At 68.0% G+C, this 15,983-nt stretch carries 16 protein-coding genes; 4 read left to right on the top strand and 12 right to left on the bottom strand.

All coding sequences use genetic code 11. From position 1 onward, the window contains the following. Positions 1-12: 12 nt before the first annotated feature. From ACK8HH_RS16305 to macS, 4 genes are all read right to left on the bottom strand, one after another. Entirely contained in the window at positions 13-957 is a 945-nt protein-coding gene (locus ACK8HH_RS16305; RefSeq protein ID WP_052692449.1) for a hypothetical protein, read from the bottom strand. Positions 958-1,059: 102 nt separating this feature from the next. Beyond that, entirely contained in the window at positions 1,060-3,033 is a 1,974-nt protein-coding gene (locus tag ACK8HH_RS16300) for a DUF2339 domain-containing protein (RefSeq protein ID WP_412475350.1), read from the bottom strand. 84 nt (positions 3,034-3,117) lie between these two features. After that, positions 3,118-3,768: a response regulator gene (locus ACK8HH_RS16295; RefSeq protein ID WP_006896047.1), complete on the bottom strand. Its 651-nt coding sequence runs from the start codon at positions 3,766-3,768 to the stop codon at positions 3,118-3,120. Then, entirely contained in the window at positions 3,765-4,961 is a 1,197-nt protein-coding gene (gene macS, locus ACK8HH_RS16290; RefSeq protein WP_412475349.1) for a MacS family sensor histidine kinase, read from the bottom strand. The genes ACK8HH_RS16295 and macS overlap by 4 nt, the downstream gene beginning before the upstream one ends. A 134-nt stretch (positions 4,962-5,095) precedes the next feature. Between macS and ACK8HH_RS16285 the strand changes: the two genes are divergently transcribed. Continuing rightward, on the top strand, positions 5,096-5,686 hold the full coding sequence (locus ACK8HH_RS16285; RefSeq protein ID WP_375003485.1) for a hypothetical protein: 591 nt from the start codon (positions 5,096-5,098) through the stop codon (positions 5,684-5,686). Between the two features lie 7 nt (positions 5,687-5,693). Here the strand turns inward: ACK8HH_RS16285 and ACK8HH_RS16280 are convergent, their stop codons facing one another. From ACK8HH_RS16280 to ACK8HH_RS16245, 8 genes are all read right to left on the bottom strand, one after another. Continuing rightward, positions 5,694-6,452, bottom strand: coding sequence for a nuclear transport factor 2 family protein (locus ACK8HH_RS16280; RefSeq protein ID WP_375003487.1), 759 nt, complete (start codon positions 6,450-6,452; stop codon positions 5,694-5,696). A gap of 126 nt (positions 6,453-6,578) precedes the next feature. After that, positions 6,579-7,583 (bottom strand): hypothetical protein, encoded by a 1,005-nt coding sequence (locus tag ACK8HH_RS16275; RefSeq protein ID WP_412475348.1) that lies wholly within the window; start codon positions 7,581-7,583, stop codon positions 6,579-6,581. Then, on the bottom strand, positions 7,576-8,184 hold the full coding sequence (locus ACK8HH_RS16270; RefSeq protein ID WP_412475347.1) for a signal peptidase I: 609 nt from the start codon (positions 8,182-8,184) through the stop codon (positions 7,576-7,578). Before ACK8HH_RS16270 ends, ACK8HH_RS16275 begins: the two co-directional genes overlap by 8 nt. Positions 8,185-8,190: 6 nt before the next feature. Continuing rightward, positions 8,191-8,841, bottom strand: coding sequence for a SipW-dependent-type signal peptide-containing protein (locus tag ACK8HH_RS16265; RefSeq protein WP_412475346.1), 651 nt, complete (start codon positions 8,839-8,841; stop codon positions 8,191-8,193). 29 nt (positions 8,842-8,870) lie between these two features. Further along, positions 8,871-9,722, bottom strand: coding sequence for a signal peptidase I (locus ACK8HH_RS16260; protein WP_412475345.1), 852 nt, complete (start codon positions 9,720-9,722; stop codon positions 8,871-8,873). Further along, positions 9,719-10,255, bottom strand: coding sequence for a hypothetical protein (locus tag ACK8HH_RS16255; RefSeq protein WP_412475344.1), 537 nt, complete (start codon positions 10,253-10,255; stop codon positions 9,719-9,721). Before ACK8HH_RS16255 ends, ACK8HH_RS16260 begins: the two co-directional genes overlap by 4 nt. A 29-nt stretch (positions 10,256-10,284) precedes the next feature. Next, positions 10,285-10,794, bottom strand: a complete 510-nt coding sequence (locus tag ACK8HH_RS16250; protein ID WP_412475343.1) for an alternate-type signal peptide domain-containing protein — start codon at positions 10,792-10,794, stop codon at positions 10,285-10,287. Positions 10,795-10,978: 184 nt separating this feature from the next. After that, positions 10,979-11,701, bottom strand: coding sequence for a hypothetical protein (locus tag ACK8HH_RS16245; protein ID WP_006896062.1), 723 nt, complete (start codon positions 11,699-11,701; stop codon positions 10,979-10,981). 533 nt (positions 11,702-12,234) lie between these two features. Between ACK8HH_RS16245 and dnaK the strand changes: the two genes are divergently transcribed. The 3 genes from dnaK to dnaJ all read left to right on the top strand — a co-directional run bounded on the left by dnaK (position 12,235) and on the right by dnaJ (position 15,978). After that, complete coding sequence (gene dnaK / locus ACK8HH_RS16240; RefSeq protein WP_006896063.1) at positions 12,235-14,079, top strand: molecular chaperone DnaK; 1,845 nt, start codon at positions 12,235-12,237, stop codon at positions 14,077-14,079. Then, positions 14,076-14,687, top strand: coding sequence for a nucleotide exchange factor GrpE (gene grpE / locus ACK8HH_RS16235; RefSeq protein ID WP_006896064.1), 612 nt, complete (start codon positions 14,076-14,078; stop codon positions 14,685-14,687). The genes dnaK and grpE overlap by 4 nt, the downstream gene beginning before the upstream one ends. Before the next feature lie 112 nt (positions 14,688-14,799). After that, a complete protein-coding gene (gene dnaJ / locus ACK8HH_RS16230; RefSeq protein ID WP_006896065.1) occupies positions 14,800-15,978 on the top strand; it encodes a molecular chaperone DnaJ in 1,179 nt (392 codons plus the stop codon). The last annotated feature ends 5 nt before the right edge of the window (positions 15,979-15,983 follow it).

The following is a 15,983-nucleotide window of genomic DNA, read 5'->3' as shown; positions in this document are numbered from 1 at the left end:
GAGCCAAAGTTTTCAGAGAAGTTCGGCGCGGCGGGCGGCGAGGGCATTGGCTAGCTCGCGCATGCAGTCGCCGGGCGCCAGATTGAGCTGCTTCCACGAGTAGGCCAGCGGGATCCAGCCGAGGCAGGCGATCGAGTTCGCCTTCGCGAGATCGCGGTTCCACCGGTCCTCGTGCCGATGGAAGGCGTAGCCATGGATCTCCACGCCGACGCGCTCGGCGGGCCAGGCGAAGTCCCACGGCCGACCGCAGATCGGGAACTGCTGCTTCCATCCGGTGATCTGTTCGCTGCGGAGCATCCGCACGAAGAGTCGTTCGGCCTCGGACTCCGAGCCGTCGGCGGAGACACCCAGCAGCTTGCGCACTCGGGCGAGTCCGTGGACGCCGCGGTTCCGGTCCAGCGCGGCGACCAGTTCGGGCACGGTCACCACGCGCTTCTGAATCATCCGATCGAGGAAGACCAGACCCTCCTCGTGTTCTGACGCCGCGCCGAGAACCGAGAGCGCGGTGCCGGTCACCTGGATTCCGCGGACCTCGGTGATGTCTTCGTGCGGGTAGGTGCGCCGCTTGAGGTCGGCAGCCACCCCGCAGGTCGCATTCGGCTTCGCCGAGCGCGGCACCGCGGCGGTGATCGGTCCGGGAACGTCCCGGACCAGGCCGTGCCACCAGGCGGCAGCGGTGCGATCGATGGTGGCCGCCCTCGCATGCGCGACCACGCGTATCCGCGCGGCGGCCTCCAGCGGGTGGGCGAGGGAGAGGAAGACTTCGCGGGCCTGCCGTATCCACAGGCCTCGCTCCACCTGCGAACGGATCTGGCCGACGGTGAGTCCGCAGGCCAGTGCTTGTCCGGTGGTGATCACGCCGTCGTGAGCGGCGAGATGGTGTGCGACCGCGATCTCCGGATGCTCCGACCACCGGCTGTTCGCCCGACGATCGGCTGTCGACTGTGCTTCCCCCACCTTCAATTAGACGCACGTGCCGGGCTATCGGTTCCGGTCTGCAAAATTTTGGCTCCCGGAACGGTCTGTGAGACCGTTCCGGGAGCCAAAATTCTGTGCGGGTCAGTGCGCGGGTTCCTCGGAGGTGAATCGCTGCGCGTAAGCCACGCCGAGCGAGAGCAGAACCAGTCCGGCGACGATGAAGGCGATCACCCGGAACATTCCGTCGAGGGCGGCGAGATCGAACAGGAAGAGTTTCGCGACCGCCGCCGCGATCACCGACAGCCCCGTGGCGAGGGTGAGGGTGCGGCTCGCTCCCTGCAGCCTCCGCGCCCACATCAGGGCCGCGGCGGCGGAGCCGAACCAGACGAGGGTCGCCGCGAGGTGACCGGCGCGGAATCCGGTGGTCGAGCCTCCGGTGGCGACTCCGGCGACGCCGACGCACAGTTCGGTGGTGAGCCACAGGCCGATGAGGCCGCCGATCAGCCAGATCTGTTGTGCGCGGCTCGGCGCTGCGGTGCCCCATTCGCGGGCCAGCACCATGGTGGCGGCCAGGCCGAGGAGTGAGCCGACGAGGAGGGTCGCGTGGACCGAGTCACTGAGCCCGCCGGGATACAGGAGCTGTTGCGCCCCGCCCGTCTCCAGCAGCGACGACAGTCCGAGGCCCGCGAACACGGTGGCCGCGATCCGCACTGCGCCCCGCAGATCGTCGGCCCAACGGGCCGCGAGACCCATGATCACCGCACCTGCCAGGAAGCCGAGCGAGATCGTGGAGGCGTCGAGTGCGACCCCGAGCGCCATCGAGATCAGCACCGCTCCCGCGGCCAGCCACACCACCCGGCAGACGAAGGGCACCGACGCCGGTCCGCGGGTAGCCACCGCGGCGACGACGAAGAGCACGGCGCCCAATCCGATCACCGCCGTCGACGATCCGGCCCCGGCGGTCCACTGACCTGCGATCATCGGCAGCGGGATCGCCGCGGCCACCGAAGTGAGTCCGAGCACCACGGCGCGACTGCTTGCGGGCGCCAGCATGATCGCCGAGCAGAGCGCCAGGGCGAGCCCGGTGAGCGCGGTGACCGCCAGGAACCACGCAGGGCCGTCGCCGATCACCACGAACACGGTCATCGGAAGCGTGGTGGCGACAGTGTTGACGACGAACAGCGAGGTCCAGTCCCGACCGGCCTGCAGCCACAGGGTGGCCGCCGCGTACGTCAGCATGAAGCAGACCAGGAGTTCGTCGACGCCGCCCGCGACCACCGGCGCGAAGACCAGCAGCGGCACCGACACCATGAGTGCGAGCGCCTGACTGTTCCACCGGTGCGCCGACCACAGTCCGCCGCCGCCGATCAGTGCGCCGGCGACCAGCGCTGCCGACTCCGGCAGCCAGCCGTAGATCGCGGTAGCGGCGAGGACGTCGAGTAAGGCCGCGGCGACGCCGGTCGCGATCAGGGCGACGGCGCCGGGACGCTTCTCGGGTCGGCGTCCGACCCGCCATCCGACGGCGACCAGTGCGGCGGCGAAGACCGCGCCGCCGGCGACGCGAAGCTCGGGCCGGAGCAGACCGGCCTGTGCTGCCAGAACCAGCAGCAGCACGATCCCGATCAGCGTGATCGCGACGCCGACCGCCGCCAGAACCCGGCCGACCAGCCCGCGTTCGGCGGCGTCGGAGAGTCGTTTGCTGAGGCTGGGCGCCGGCGTGGCCGGCGGTGCCGGGAACGGGCGCGGAGCGTACGACGGCGGGCCGTATGGATGAGGCGGGTAGGGCTGCGGGGCGTACGACGGGACACCGTACGACTGGGGACCGAAGGGCTGTCGCGTGAACGGCGTGCCCACCGTCGGCGGCACCGTCGCGTACTGCAAATGCGGCTGCGGCTCAGGCTGCGGCTGGGGCTCAGGCTCAGGCTGGGGCGCGGGCTGCGGTCCCGTCGCCGCGACCGGGGGCGCATCCGCGTCCTGCGGCGTCTCCGACTCTCGGGCGAGCGACGCGGTGAACGCCTCGAAGTCGGCCGACACCGCCGACATCCGGCCCGCGATGCTCTTCAGCTCGTCGCCGAGGCGGGCCGCCGCGACTGCTGGATCGTTGTTGTTCGTCATGCCTTCCAGCGTCGCGGTGCGGCGCCTCGCGGACATGCGCAGAATTACGCAGAATGTGTGGGGAGTTGGCCGTGGGGTCGGCGGTTACTCCTGGTCGAGGCCGTGCTCGATCGCGTATCGCGCCAACTCCACCCGGTTGCCGAGCTGCAGCTTCCGCAGCGCGGCGCCGACGTGGTTCTCGACGGTGCGCGGACTGATCGACAGCCGCGTCGCGATCTGCCGCGACGACAGTCCCTTCGCGACATGCCGCAGCACCTCCGTCTCGCGCTGCGTCAGCGTCGGTGCGTCGGGCTCGGGCGAGCGGGCTATCCTCCGGTACTCGCCGAGCACCAGTCCGGCGAGTCCGGGAGTGAACACGGCCTGCCCGTCGCCCGTCGCGCGGACGGCCGCGACCAACTCCGACCGCTGCGCGCTCTTCACCAGATACCCGGTGGCCCCGGCCTTGATGGCCTCGAGAACGTCGTCGCGCTCGTCGGACGCCGAGAGGACCAACACGTGCGCGCCGGGGTGCGCCGCGAGGACGGCCGCCGTCGCTTCGGCACCGGAGCCGTCGGGCATCTGCATGTCCATCAGGACGACGTCGGGCCGCACCGCCGCGGCACGCGCGGCCGCGCTCGCGCAGCCGTCGGCGGTGGCGACGACGTCGAAGCCCTCCTCCGACAGGTCGCGCGCCACGCCCTCTCGCCACATCGGGTGGTCGTCGACCACCATCACGCGCAGTGCGGCATCGCTCATCGGGACTGCGCCTCTCTCTCGCCGGCCGGGACCGTCAACTCCCATTCTGTCCCGGCACCGGGCGCCGACTCCAGCCGAGCGGTGCCGCCGAGTGCCTCGATCCGCCCGATGATCGACCGCGAGATCCCCATCCGCCCTTCCTTCACCGCCGCCGACAGCCGGCCGGGCTCGATCCCCGCACCGTCGTCGCGGACGCTGACGACGATCTCGGTGTCGAGGTCTTCCAGCAGGACGAAGGCGTGCGCGTCGCCGCCCGCGTGGCGTTCGACGTTGTCGAGGATGTTGCCGACCGCGGCGAGCACCTCGCCGGCGACCGCGGCGTCGATCAGGACCCGCTCGCCGGGTGTGCTGACCCGAACACGGTCGGTCGCCAGGGCGCGCAGGCCCGGTCCGAGGTCGAGGAGGGCGCCCCCGTCTGCCACCGGCGCGGGCGTCGCCGCGATGAGCTGCCGCAGCACGCGTTCCTGTTCGGCCGCCAGACTCGCGAGGTCGTCAGTGGGACCGCCGATCTCGCGCCCGCGACGAGCGATCAGTGCGAGGACCTGCAGCACGCCGTCGTGCACCTCGCGGGCGAGCCGTTCGCGTTCGGCCGATGCCGCGGCGAGTTCGACGGCCGCGGTGAGCCGGGAGTGCATCAGTCGGGCGCGGGAGGCGGCCATGCCGAGGGCGATCGACGCGGCGGCGAGCAGGATGGCCGTCGCGTTGCGTCCGAAGTTCAGCAGGAATTCGCCCTTGACGTAGTAGTTCGTCAGTCCGATCACCGCTGCGGCCGCGAAACCCCAGCGCGCCCCGCCAAGCAACGCCGCGGACAGTGCCGCGTTGGTCATCCAGAGAGTGGTGGGCCAGGTCTGGTTGTCGGCGATCCACTGGCCGGAGGCGACGAACTCGGTCGAGAGCATCATCGCGGCCGACACGATCACCTCGCTCGCGACGAACCACCGGCGGCGTCCGAATCCGGCGAGGTAGCCGGTGGTCCACCAGATGTTGGCCGCGGTCAGGACGGCGAACAGGATCCAGGTGACGGCGGGATGTTCCAGGTCGCCGTTGATCGCGACCTGGAAACCGAGTGCGTAGACGAAGGCGACGAGACGGAAGATCTGCGCCGCCCGCCACATGGGGCCGACTGGGTCGGCGTCGTCCAGACCCCGCCAGAGGGCGGTGGGATCGGCGGCGGGCAGGGCGCGGCGGTCCACGGTTCAGAACTGCCGGTCGCGGAACGGGGACGTCGTCATGGCTCCATCTAACAAGGGGCGCGTCACAGCGGCGACGGCTCTCGACGTTTCGTCGGCCGGAGGCGACCTCCTGATCGATGTCCTACGCTCGGCACGTGATCTTCTGGCCGCGACGACGGCGCCGCCCGCCGGCGCAGCAGCCTTCGCGGGTGCCGTTACCCGGACTGTGGTCGCGCGGCGTGGAGTTCGGCGACGACGCCCTGACCTTCGTCGACTACGTTCACCCGGCGGCCTCGGTGTGTGCCGAGCCGGTGCTGTCGGTGAGCGGCATCCGCGACGTCGACCCGGCTGGATTCCCGCCGGAGATCCGCACGACGGCGGGCGAGACGCTGTTCGTGTCCAAGCTGCGTGAGGGCGACCTCCGGCAGTTCGCCGAGCGTCACCGGATTCCGCAGATCGCCCGCCCCGACATCTGGATGCGGCTGCTCGAGCCCTTTCTCGACACCACGATCGGCCACGGTCGGCAGGCCGATACCGACGGCTGGCTGCGGGATCGCGGGTTGTCGGAGGCGGAGATCGCTCGGGCCCGCGCCCGCGTGGGACCGATGATGACCGCCTACAACGAGCTCCTGTGGGAGTGGGAGGATCTGAACCTCTCCGACCTCGTTCTGGCCTCCGCATCCAGCCCCGACGCGGGTCTGTATTGGTGGGCGATGGGGATCGCCGACCGCGCGGCCGTCGAGTAGGGCGGGTTCAGCTCGCCACGTACACCTTCATCGCGACGATCTGCCTGCGTTCGAAGGTGGCCATCGCCACCGCGTGTTCTTCGCCGCGCGTGAGGCTCACTGTCACGTATCGTCCGGCAGCCAGGCACTTGCTGGTCCGCCAGCCGTCCAGTTCGTCGCGCAGGTCTGCGACCGGCCCGACGCGCCCGGCACCGTACTCGACTCGTACGTCGGACCCGGACCGCCCTCCGCACGCCGCGTCTAGGAACGCGAGCGTCCGCCGCTTCTCCGCGGCGCCCGCGCGAACGAACCCTCGGGCGAAGCCTGCGGCTCCGCCGAGTCCCTGGTTCCGCAGCAGCGCCCCGGTCAGCCGCGTCGAGATCGGGAGTGCGTCGACTCCTTCGGCAAGGAGTTGTCGCACCATGGTCGGCAGTTCCCAGTGGGCGAACAGGCCCGCGATCAGATCGGCCGACGCCATCTCATACCGCAGGTGCACAGGCACCGTCAGCGTCACGGCGTCGCTCATGCGGATCTCCAGCGTGAGGTCGCGGATCACGGTGTCGCCGCAGACGATGTCGTGCGCCGGATGGAAGACGATCGTGTTGGGAGCGATGAAGGTGTCGTAGAAGCGGGAGAGGTGCTCGTCTCCGCGGTGCGGGCTCGACCCCACCGGGTCGTTGACTATCGCGTCCGGCGCGAACAGCGACAGCCACCGCTGTTTGTCGTGCGCGGCCACGGCCGCCGGCGACCCTTCGACGGTGGCCAGCATCTGCTCTCGCAGTCCCATCCCACTCCGTTCCTGAGTCGACCATCGCAATAGAACGCGTTCTAGTCTAACCGTCGGTCCGTCGTCCGGAAATGGGGAAGGCGCGTCCGGGTCGGGGTGCACCGGACGCGCCTTCGCATGGGTGGGTCAGGAGACTGCGCAGGTCTCCGTGTCGACCTTCTTCACCGTGGTCCCGTTGGTGATCGAGACGGTGTTGGTGGCGGAGTTGACGCTCGGTGTGTCGTCCTCGGCCAGCGGTGCCCGGCACTTCTCGACGCCGTCGTGGAAGAGGATCAGCGTCGACTTACCGGCTGCCGCCTCGACACCGATGGTCACCTCGGCCGGTTTTGCCTCGGCAACTGGATCGCTCGTGCTCGACGGGGATCCGGTCTCGTCATCCGCGGAGGGCTCGCTGGAAGCCGGAGTCGAGGGCTCCGTCTCAGCAGTCGTAGACGACGTGGGTGAGGCGTTCTCCGGCGTGGTGCTCGCGGACGGTGAATCCGTGGAACTCGCCGAAGGCGAGGCAGCCGCCGGGCTATTCAGTTTGCGGGACCGGCTGAACTCGCTGGCACCGTCAACGGCTGGCGCTGCGGGTGTAAAGCTCGATTGATCCTCCCAGGTCGCGTTCGCCTGGACTCCCGCACCTCCTTGGCATGAACCGTTTCGCTGTGCGTTGCTCCCCACGGTGATTTTGCGGTAGCCGGATGAGACCAGCCGGGAAGCGTCGGTCGTACCGCTCGCCACGTTCACAGTCTGAACTGTCAGAACGTAGTTCCCCCAGGCGAGGTCGTAGTTCACCGCGAGGACCCACGTGGTGCCGGTCTGATATGCGGGCGCACGCTCGATGCCGCTCATCCCGTCCTTCCACAGGGTGACGCGGTAGCTCATCCCCGGGCCTGCGCTTGGCCATGACACGTTGGCCTTGTGGAAGCCCAGACTGCCGCTTTCCGAGCATGAAATAGATGACGGCAACGGCGTGGGAAAGAAGTTCTCTGTCGCGATCTGAGAGACCTTTGCTGTCGACGCATCAGTACTCGCCGCCATGGTGTCGGTGGTCTGTACGACGCCGAGGGCGACTGCGGTCACGCCGCCGAGCGCAAGCAGCACACGCTTGGCCGGGATCTTGGATCGGACGGACTGGAGATTAGGCACGGTCGGCCTCCTGGTACTGCGGCTCGCGGTGATCGGCGGGCTCGTCGGATGAATGTGTCTGGGATGCGTCGCCGGTGTCGGACGTCGAGCCGTCCATTGATCGTCGGATCGGGCCGAACGCCAGCATCAGCAGTGCGCCGGCGAGAATGCCGCCGAGGAATATCGCGGTCTTGCTCGACAGCCACGCGGCGGCGTAGCCGAGGATCGGCACGTGAGCGACGATGCGGTCGGCTTCGGCGACGGTGTACGGCGAGGGGTCAGGCGCACGATTGGCGTCGCCCTTCAGAGTCAGCGACACTTCGCCGCCGCCGATCGGGTTCACTGCGACCACGCGGTGAGAGATGCGCGTGCCCGCCTCGTTCTCGACGCTGACCACGTCACCGACGTGCACATCGGTGGCGGGTACGGTCCGCGCAAGTGCGAGGGAACCGGTGGGGATCTGCGGCGACATCGACCCTGAACGGAACACCAGCGGGGTGATGTTGAACGCCATCGAGGCGATCGCGGCGACGATGCAGATCAATCCGATCACGGCACCGGCGTTGAGCGCGAGCTCACGCCGGGACCGTGGTCCGGACTGATCGTCGGGGTGCTGGCTCATCGTGGATCAGGCCTGAGTGGCTGCGAACTGGAAGTTGATCGAGAGCGCAGACATCCGGGCTCCGATCGGAGCAGTCGGGCTCACGCTCGCCTGAATGCACAGATCGTCCGCGGCCGAGACATTCACCTGCCGCGCCGCGGTGATCATGTCGACCGTGCCGATGGACAGCTTCTGCGGCGCCAGGATCTGCGTTCCCCCGCTGCACGTGGACCCGTCGCTCGTTCCGCCGCTACGGATCTCGATCGTCAGATTGTCGGCGAACGTGGCTGCGTCGGCACTGCCGTAGGTGGCGGTGCCGGCATCGGCGACCAGTGCCTTCATCGTGTACTTGAAGTCGTCGGAACCGGTGTTCTGAACCGGCAGAACTCCGGCGGTGGTGGCCCCGCGCGCGAGGTTGATCTTGCTGAGCGCGGCGAATGCATAATTCGGACGCTGGCCGTTGAGCTTCATCTCGATGTTCACCGCGCTCGTCGAGAACATTCCGGTAGTCGCGGTCGCGGTGTCCGACCACGCGGCCATCGTGCCGACGGCGCCGAGACCGAAGACCATTCCGAGTGAGGCGATCGCTCGGGCGCGCGTCCAACCGGTGTCGCCGAGGCGCCCGCGCAGTCGCGACCCCGACCGCTCGCGGTCGTGAGTTTCGTTGGATGAGGACATCTGTTTCTGCCTAATCATTCGGGAGGGAGTCACTTGATGAAAGGAATCGGTTGGGTGATCTCGGCACTGGGGATCACCGGCGCCGCCGACGGCGGATCGGGGACCGCCGAGTAGGCGAGCGGCGGACGTCCGGACTGATCGGCGCCGCACGCGTAGCAGCGGTTCTCAGATCCTGCGGAGTGCCGGCCGCCGACCTCGGCGTGCGCCGGAACCGCCTGCGTGGGAGCCGGCGGCATCGGCGGATCGGGCGGAGCGGCGCCGGGCTCGGGGTTCTCGGGAGGCTTCGGCTTCTTGCGGTCGCGGATGCTGCTGATCCACATCCACAACGCGTACGCACCGAGACCGCCGGCGATCACGAACACCGCGATGCTCCGCGACGAGCCGGAGATCAGGGAGTTGATCCGGCCGAGGTAGGGAACCGAGTACAGCAGTCTGCCGCGGACCTGCTCTTCGACGAGTTGGACCGGGTCCGTCGCATTGTTGGCATCGCCCTTGGTGATGAACCGGCGCTTACCGCTCGCGTCGTAGACGATGCTGATGATCCGATGCGTCGTGACCGACGGATTGCCCGACTCCGGCTGGAACGTGATGACGTCGCCGGCCTTCAATTGATCGCCCGGCGTCGGCTTCACCACGATCAGCGTTCCCGGCGCGTACGTCGGCTGCATCGACCCGGTGAGCACCGTGTACGCGGTGGAACCGGTCAGCCGCGGAACCACCACGAGCACAGCGAGCACGCCGACCGCGACGAGCAGTAGCGTCCACGACGCGATCGTCTTCACCCACCAGATGGGTGGAGTCGCGTCGGAGTTCTCCGCGTCGCTTGCGGACGGGAGCGCCTCCGTCTCGCTGGTGTGATGGGTTCCGCGACTGAACATCATGAGTTGCTGACCGACTGGGCGCCGAAGGTGAAGGTCGCGTTGGCCGACTGCGACGTCGATGCGTTGGTCGCGATGGTGGTACGCAGGCACAGCACTTCGGTAGTACCCGCTGGGACGTTGCGGGCTGCGGTGGCAGCGGTGTTCATCGCACCCGAGTAGATCTCGTCACCGACATCGCCGGTGGGGGTGCACGCGGCCTCGCTGCCGACTACCGCGACACGCAGCTGCAGCGGGGTGGTGCCGGTGACGGCCACCGAGTTCAGCTTGTACTGCATCGTCACGTTGCCGGAATTGATGACCGGCAGCGGCTTCTGGACGGTGTCGCCGGGGTTCGCGTCAGTCAGCGTCAGTCCGTCGAGCGTGAACTGCTTGACACCGTCTTGACCGGCAGAGATATCCAGGGTGCCGGCCGTGATGGTGCCTCCGTTGCTTGTTGCTTCCGAACGCCAGAGGGCGCCGGTCTGCTGGAGAGATATGAATCCCACCAGCAGAACCGCCGCCGCTGCGAGCGCCCATTTGATTTGGGGCTTCACGAAATCCTCTTAATCACGGGAGGAGTGGTTTAGTTCTGCTGCAGAGTGACCGTGGCGCCGGAGAGGTCAGCGGTCTTGCCCTGGCCGTTCTGGTCGCTTGTGTCCGCCTTGAATGTGATGTCGGTCGAGACCGTCTTGGTCGTGTTGTTGTCGGCAGGGGTCACCGTGATTCCGGGGCCACCACCTGCGGTCGTCGGATCGAGGTACTGTGCGAGATCGCCGGAGACACCGCCCACACTGGGAGTCAGGGTCGCCGTCAGGTTGGTTCCTACGGCCGTGATCTTGTAGCTGGCCGTGTACCGGACGGTGTCGCCCGGCACGAGACGGTCGGTGCCAGGGTTGAAGGTATCGCCATCCTTCGTGCCGCCGACCCACGTCCAGGTACCGGTGTCGACCGCGGTGAGGTTCAGCTGACCGGCGGTGACAGTGCCGCCGTTGGTGTTGACGTTGCTGTTCCAAGCCGCCATGGTGCCTGCGCCACCGGCGAGGATAGCTGCGCCGGCGGCTGCGGCGAGAGCGCCCTTCGTAACCTTGTTCATGTCTTCCCTTAATTGAATCGGGACACCCGAAGGTGTGGGAGAGGGTGACCCGCGCGGCGGGAGATGCCCGCGCGGGGGCGGTCACCGAAGTGACCGTCTACGGCCGGGATTCACCGGGGTGGATGGCCGAAGTTTGTGTGATCGGCCGGCGTACGACGGGTGCGCGAGCCGGCCGATCCGCCGTTCAGCGCCCGCCGGCGTGGATGGCCGGGGCGTTCAGGCTCACCTGAACGCTCTTGGCGGCATCACTGCTGCCGCCTCCGAGGCTGCCGAACATGCTGCCGAGCGAACCGGAACCGAGCGAGCCCGAGTCGAGAGATCCGGAACCGCCATCACCTCCGGGATCAGTCGGGTCCACGGGATCCACTGGAGCGTCGCCTGCGACCTCTTCGAGAGAGGTGCTCCAGTCAGGTTTGATCGTGAAGTTCTGTTCGGTCTCCCCTTGTGGAATGCCGACGAACAGTTCCACGTCGATCGGTGTGTTCTGGATGAGCCGACCAGTCTCGACGACGAGGATTCCGGGGCCGCCTGCCAGGCTGTGCTTGCTTCCCTTCACCGAGCCGGCGTTCGCGCGGACGGTGGCCGAACCTCCGCCCGGGAGTTCCCAGTTGCCGGCGAACACCTGGAATTTGGCGGGCGTGTCGCAGGAGTTCTTGATCTTGAACGAAGCCTGCTTCACCTCGTGGCCCGGGACCGGGCGGTCGGTGTTCCACGAGAGGACGTCCAAATTCCCCCACGTGGTTCCGCCGTCCTGCGAGTACTTGGTGCAACTCTGGTCGAGATTCTCGCCGACCGCAGCATGAGCGCTGCCGGCGCCGATGGCAGCGAGCGACACTGCCGCTGCTCCGGCGGCAGTGACGACGACTGCGCGTCGAGCGGTTGAGGTCAATCGTGCGATGGGTGCCATGCCGAGAATGATGGGACGCCGCAGCGCCCCACGGTGCCACTAACTCTGGGGACACAGTGCGAGGGAGCACTTCTGTGCCGGAAATGCGGCGTCGCGGGCGAATGTGTAACGAGGGATGTTTCCGCAGGTCGACGGGATCGAGGGGCCTCTGCTCAGGTCGTTCTCAGGTATCCGGTGACGCGCGTCACCATCTGTTCGTATGAATGGAACAGGTCATGGTTTTGACGCTCGATACGTGCCCGGCTGGTCTGCCGATGGCGCAGATGCTGACTTCACGTCCGACCGTCTCCCTGCGGTGACGGACATCACCCAGGATTGAGTCAACTTCGCTCAACTCTCCGGAATGAATCGTCCCTGCGTACAGTTGAACCCATCGAGAAACTTGAGTGAAAGCGGCTCAACAAGGTTGACGGGGTGAACATCCTCGATTAAACCTGAGTCGAAGGCGCTGAGGTTTCACAGACCAACAAGGCCCTCCCGGCCCAAAGAACTACCCGGCCCCCACCAGCAAGCCGGAACTAGGAGGAACACACATGTCACGTGCTGTCGGAATCGACCTCGGCACCACCAACTCCGTGGTGTCGGTTCTCGAAGGCGGCGAGCCCGCCGTCATCGCCAACGCTGAGGGGTCGCGGACCACTCCGTCGATCGTCGCGTTCGCGCGCAACGGCGAAGTCCTCGTCGGACAGCCGGCCAAGAACCAGGCCGTCACCAACGTCGACCGCACCATCCGCTCGGTGAAGCGCCACATGGGCGACACCGATTGGACCGTCGAGATCGACGGCAAGAAGTACACCCCGCAGGAGATCAGCGCCCGCACGCTGATGAAGCTGAAGCGCGACGCCGAGGCCTACCTGGGTGAGGACGTCACCGACGCGGTCATCACCGTGCCGGCGTACTTCAACGACTCGCAGCGTCAGGCCACCAAGGAGGCCGGCCAGATCGCGGGCCTCAACGTTCTGCGCATCGTCAACGAGCCCACCGCGGCCGCTCTGGCCTACGGTCTCGACAAGGGCGAGAAGGAACAGACCATCCTGGTCTTCGACCTCGGTGGCGGCACCTTCGACGTCTCGCTGCTCGAGATCGGCGACGGAGTCGTCGAGGTCCGTGCCACGTCGGGCGACAACAACCTCGGTGGTGACGACTGGGACGAGCGCATCGTCGAATGGCTCGTCGACAAGTTCAAGGCCAGCTCGGGCATCGACCTGACCAAGGACAAGATGGCCATGCAGCGTCTGCGCGAGGCCGCTGAGAAGGCGAAGATCGAACTCTCGTCCTCGCAGAGCACCTCGATCAACCTGCCGTACATCACCGTCGACGCCGACAAGAACCCGCTCTTCCTCGACGAGCAGCTCTCGCGCGCTGAGTTCCAGCGCATCACGAGCGACCTGCTCGAGCGCACCCGGACTCCGTTCCAGGCCGTCATCAAGGACGCGGGCATCGCGGTCAGCGACATCGACCACGTGGTGCTCGTCGGCGGTTCCACCCGCATGCCTGCCGTGACAGACCTGGTCAAGGAGCTCACCGGTGGTCAGGAGCCCAACAAGGGCGTCAACCCGGACGAGGTCGTCGCCGTCGGCGCCGCCCTGCAGGCCGGCGTCCTGCGCGGCGAGGTCAAGGACGTGCTGCTGCTCGACGTGACCCCGCTGTCCCTCGGCATCGAGACCAAGGGCGGCGTGATGCACAAGCTGATCGAGCGCAACACCACCATTCCGACCAAGCGGTCGGAGACCTACACCACCGCTGAAGACAACCAGCCGTCGGTGCAGATCCAGGTGTACCAGGGTGAGCGCGAGATCGCCTCGCACAACAAGCTGCTCGGATCGTTCGAGCTCGGCGGCATCGCGCCTGCACCGCAGGGCGTTCCGCAGATCGAGGTCACCTTCGACATCGACGCGAACGGCATCGTTCACGTCACCGCGAAGGACAAGGGCACCGGCAAGGAGAACAGCATCCGCATCCAGGACGGCTCGGGTCTGTCGAAGGACGAGATCGACCGGATGATCAAGGACGCCGAGGCTCACGCCGAAGAGGACCGCGTCCGCCGCGAGGAGGCCGAGACCCGCAACCAGGCGGAGTCGCTGGTCAACCAGACCGAGAAGTTCCTGAAGGAGAACGAGGACAAGGTCCCCGCCGACGTCAAGGACAAGGTCAACGCGGCCATCACCGGAGCCAACGAGGCGCTGAAGGGCACCGACACCGGCGCCATCCGCAGCGCGATCGAGAAGCTGTCGGAGGAGTCGCAGGCCATGGGCCAGGCGATCTACGCGGCGGCTCAGGCCGAGGGCGAGGCCGGTGCGGCCACCGGTGACGCCGGAGCCGACGACGTCGTCGACGCCGAGGTCGTGGACGATCCCGCCGAAGGTGAGAACAAGTGACAGCCGGTAACAACGCCGGGGAGAACACCGCCGAAGAGCCGGTGACGGTGACCGACAACCGTCGCGTCGACCCGGAGACGGGTGAGGTGCGCGACGGCGCGGGAACCCAGCAGGCTGAAGCCGCCGCGGACGACGCGGCGGCCCAGCCGGCCGGCGACCAGGCCACCCCGGCCGATGCGCAGGTGGCGGAGCTGACCGAGGCCCTGCAGCGGGAGCGCGCGCAGTTCGCGAACTTCCGTCGCCGCAGTGCCGAGGAGCAGCTGCAGGCCGTCGACCGCGGTAAGCAGATTCTCGTGGAGAAGCTGCTGCCCATCCTCGACGACCTCGACCGCGCCCGGGACCACGGAGACCTCGACGAGGGCCCGCTGCGGGCGTTCGCCGACAAGCTGGTCGACGTTCTCTCGGGTGAGAAGCTGGCGAAGTTCGCGGAGCCGGGCGAGGAATTCGACCCGGAACTCCACGAAGCCATTCAGAATGATGGCAGCGGGGACACCCCTGTCATCGGCAACGTCTTCCGGACGGGCTACCGCCTGGGAGACAAGGTGATCCGTCACGCCATGGTGACGGTCACCGACCCGGCGCCGAGCGACGCTGCGCCGGAGCAGTGATGCGAGCGCGGGGTCGCCGTTGCACGGCGGCCCCGCGGCCCCACTGCCACCGTGTGTCCGAACAGGAGCGACACATGACAACCACAGACTTTTTTCAAGGAGGTGACGCCTGATGGCTCCCCAGCGTGAATGGCTGGAACGCGATTTCTACGCAGACCTCGGCGTTTCTTCCGACGCCAGTGCCGACCAGATCAAGAAGGCTTACCGGAAGCTCGCCCGTGAGTTGCACCCGGACGCCAACCCGGGCGACACGGCGGCCGAAGAACGCTTCAAGAGAGTGTCGGAGGCGCACAGCGTGCTCTCCGACGAGACCAAGCGCCGCGAATACGACGAGGCCCGGACCCTGATGGCCAGCGGCCGGTTCCGCGGCGGCAACGGTTTCGGCGGCGGAACGCCGGGCGGTGCCGGCGGATTCGACTTCGGCGACCTGTTCGGCGCGGCCGGCGGTGCGGGCGGGGGCGGTGGCCTCGGCGACATGCTCGGCGACCTGCTGGGCGGACGCGGCGGCGGCTTCGGCGGGTCGGCCGGCGGACCCCGCCAGCGACGCGGCAACGATCTCGAGACCGAGACCACCCTTGCATTCCGCGACGCGGTGCAGGGAACCACGGTGACGCTGCGCGTCACCAGCCCGTCGCCGTGCACCAAGTGCCACGGCAGCGGCGCACGGCCGGGCAGCAGCCCGCGCACGTGCCCCACCTGCAACGGCACTGCCTTCGTCACCCGCAACCAGGGGCACTTCGGATTCTCCGAACCCTGCCCCGACTGCCAGGGCACCGGCACCAAGATCGACGATCCGTGCCCGGACTGCCAGGGCACCGGCATCACCGTGCGCCCGCGGACCATCAACGTCCGCGTCCCGCAGGGCGTCGAGGACGGTCAGCGGATCCGGCTCGCCGGGCAGGGCGAGGCCGGGATGCGCGGCGCGCCGTCCGGCGACCTGTACGTGACCGTGCACGTGATGGCCGACAAGGTGTTCACCCGCAGCGGCAACGACCTCAAGGTCTCACTGCCGGTGTCCATCTCGGAGCTGATTCTCGGAGCGACCATCTCGGTTCCGACGCTCGACGGTTCGGTCGGCGTCAAGATCCCGGCGGGCACCTCCGACGGACGGACCCTGCGGCTGAAGGGCCGCGGTGTGCCGAAGCGATCCGGCGGATCCGGTGATCTGCTGGTGACGGTGAAGGTCGCGGTGCCGACCAAGCTCGACGACGCGGCGACCGAAGCGATGAAGAAGTATGCGGAGGCCGAACGGGCCAGTGGATTCGACCCCCGCGCAGGATGGGGGCGGTGATGACC

This window comes from Gordonia sp. LUNF6, from assembly GCF_047041125.1.
Classification (GTDB): Bacteria; Actinomycetota; Actinomycetes; order Mycobacteriales; family Mycobacteriaceae; genus Gordonia; species Gordonia sihwensis.
This window is presented reverse-complemented; position numbering and strand designations above follow the sequence as displayed.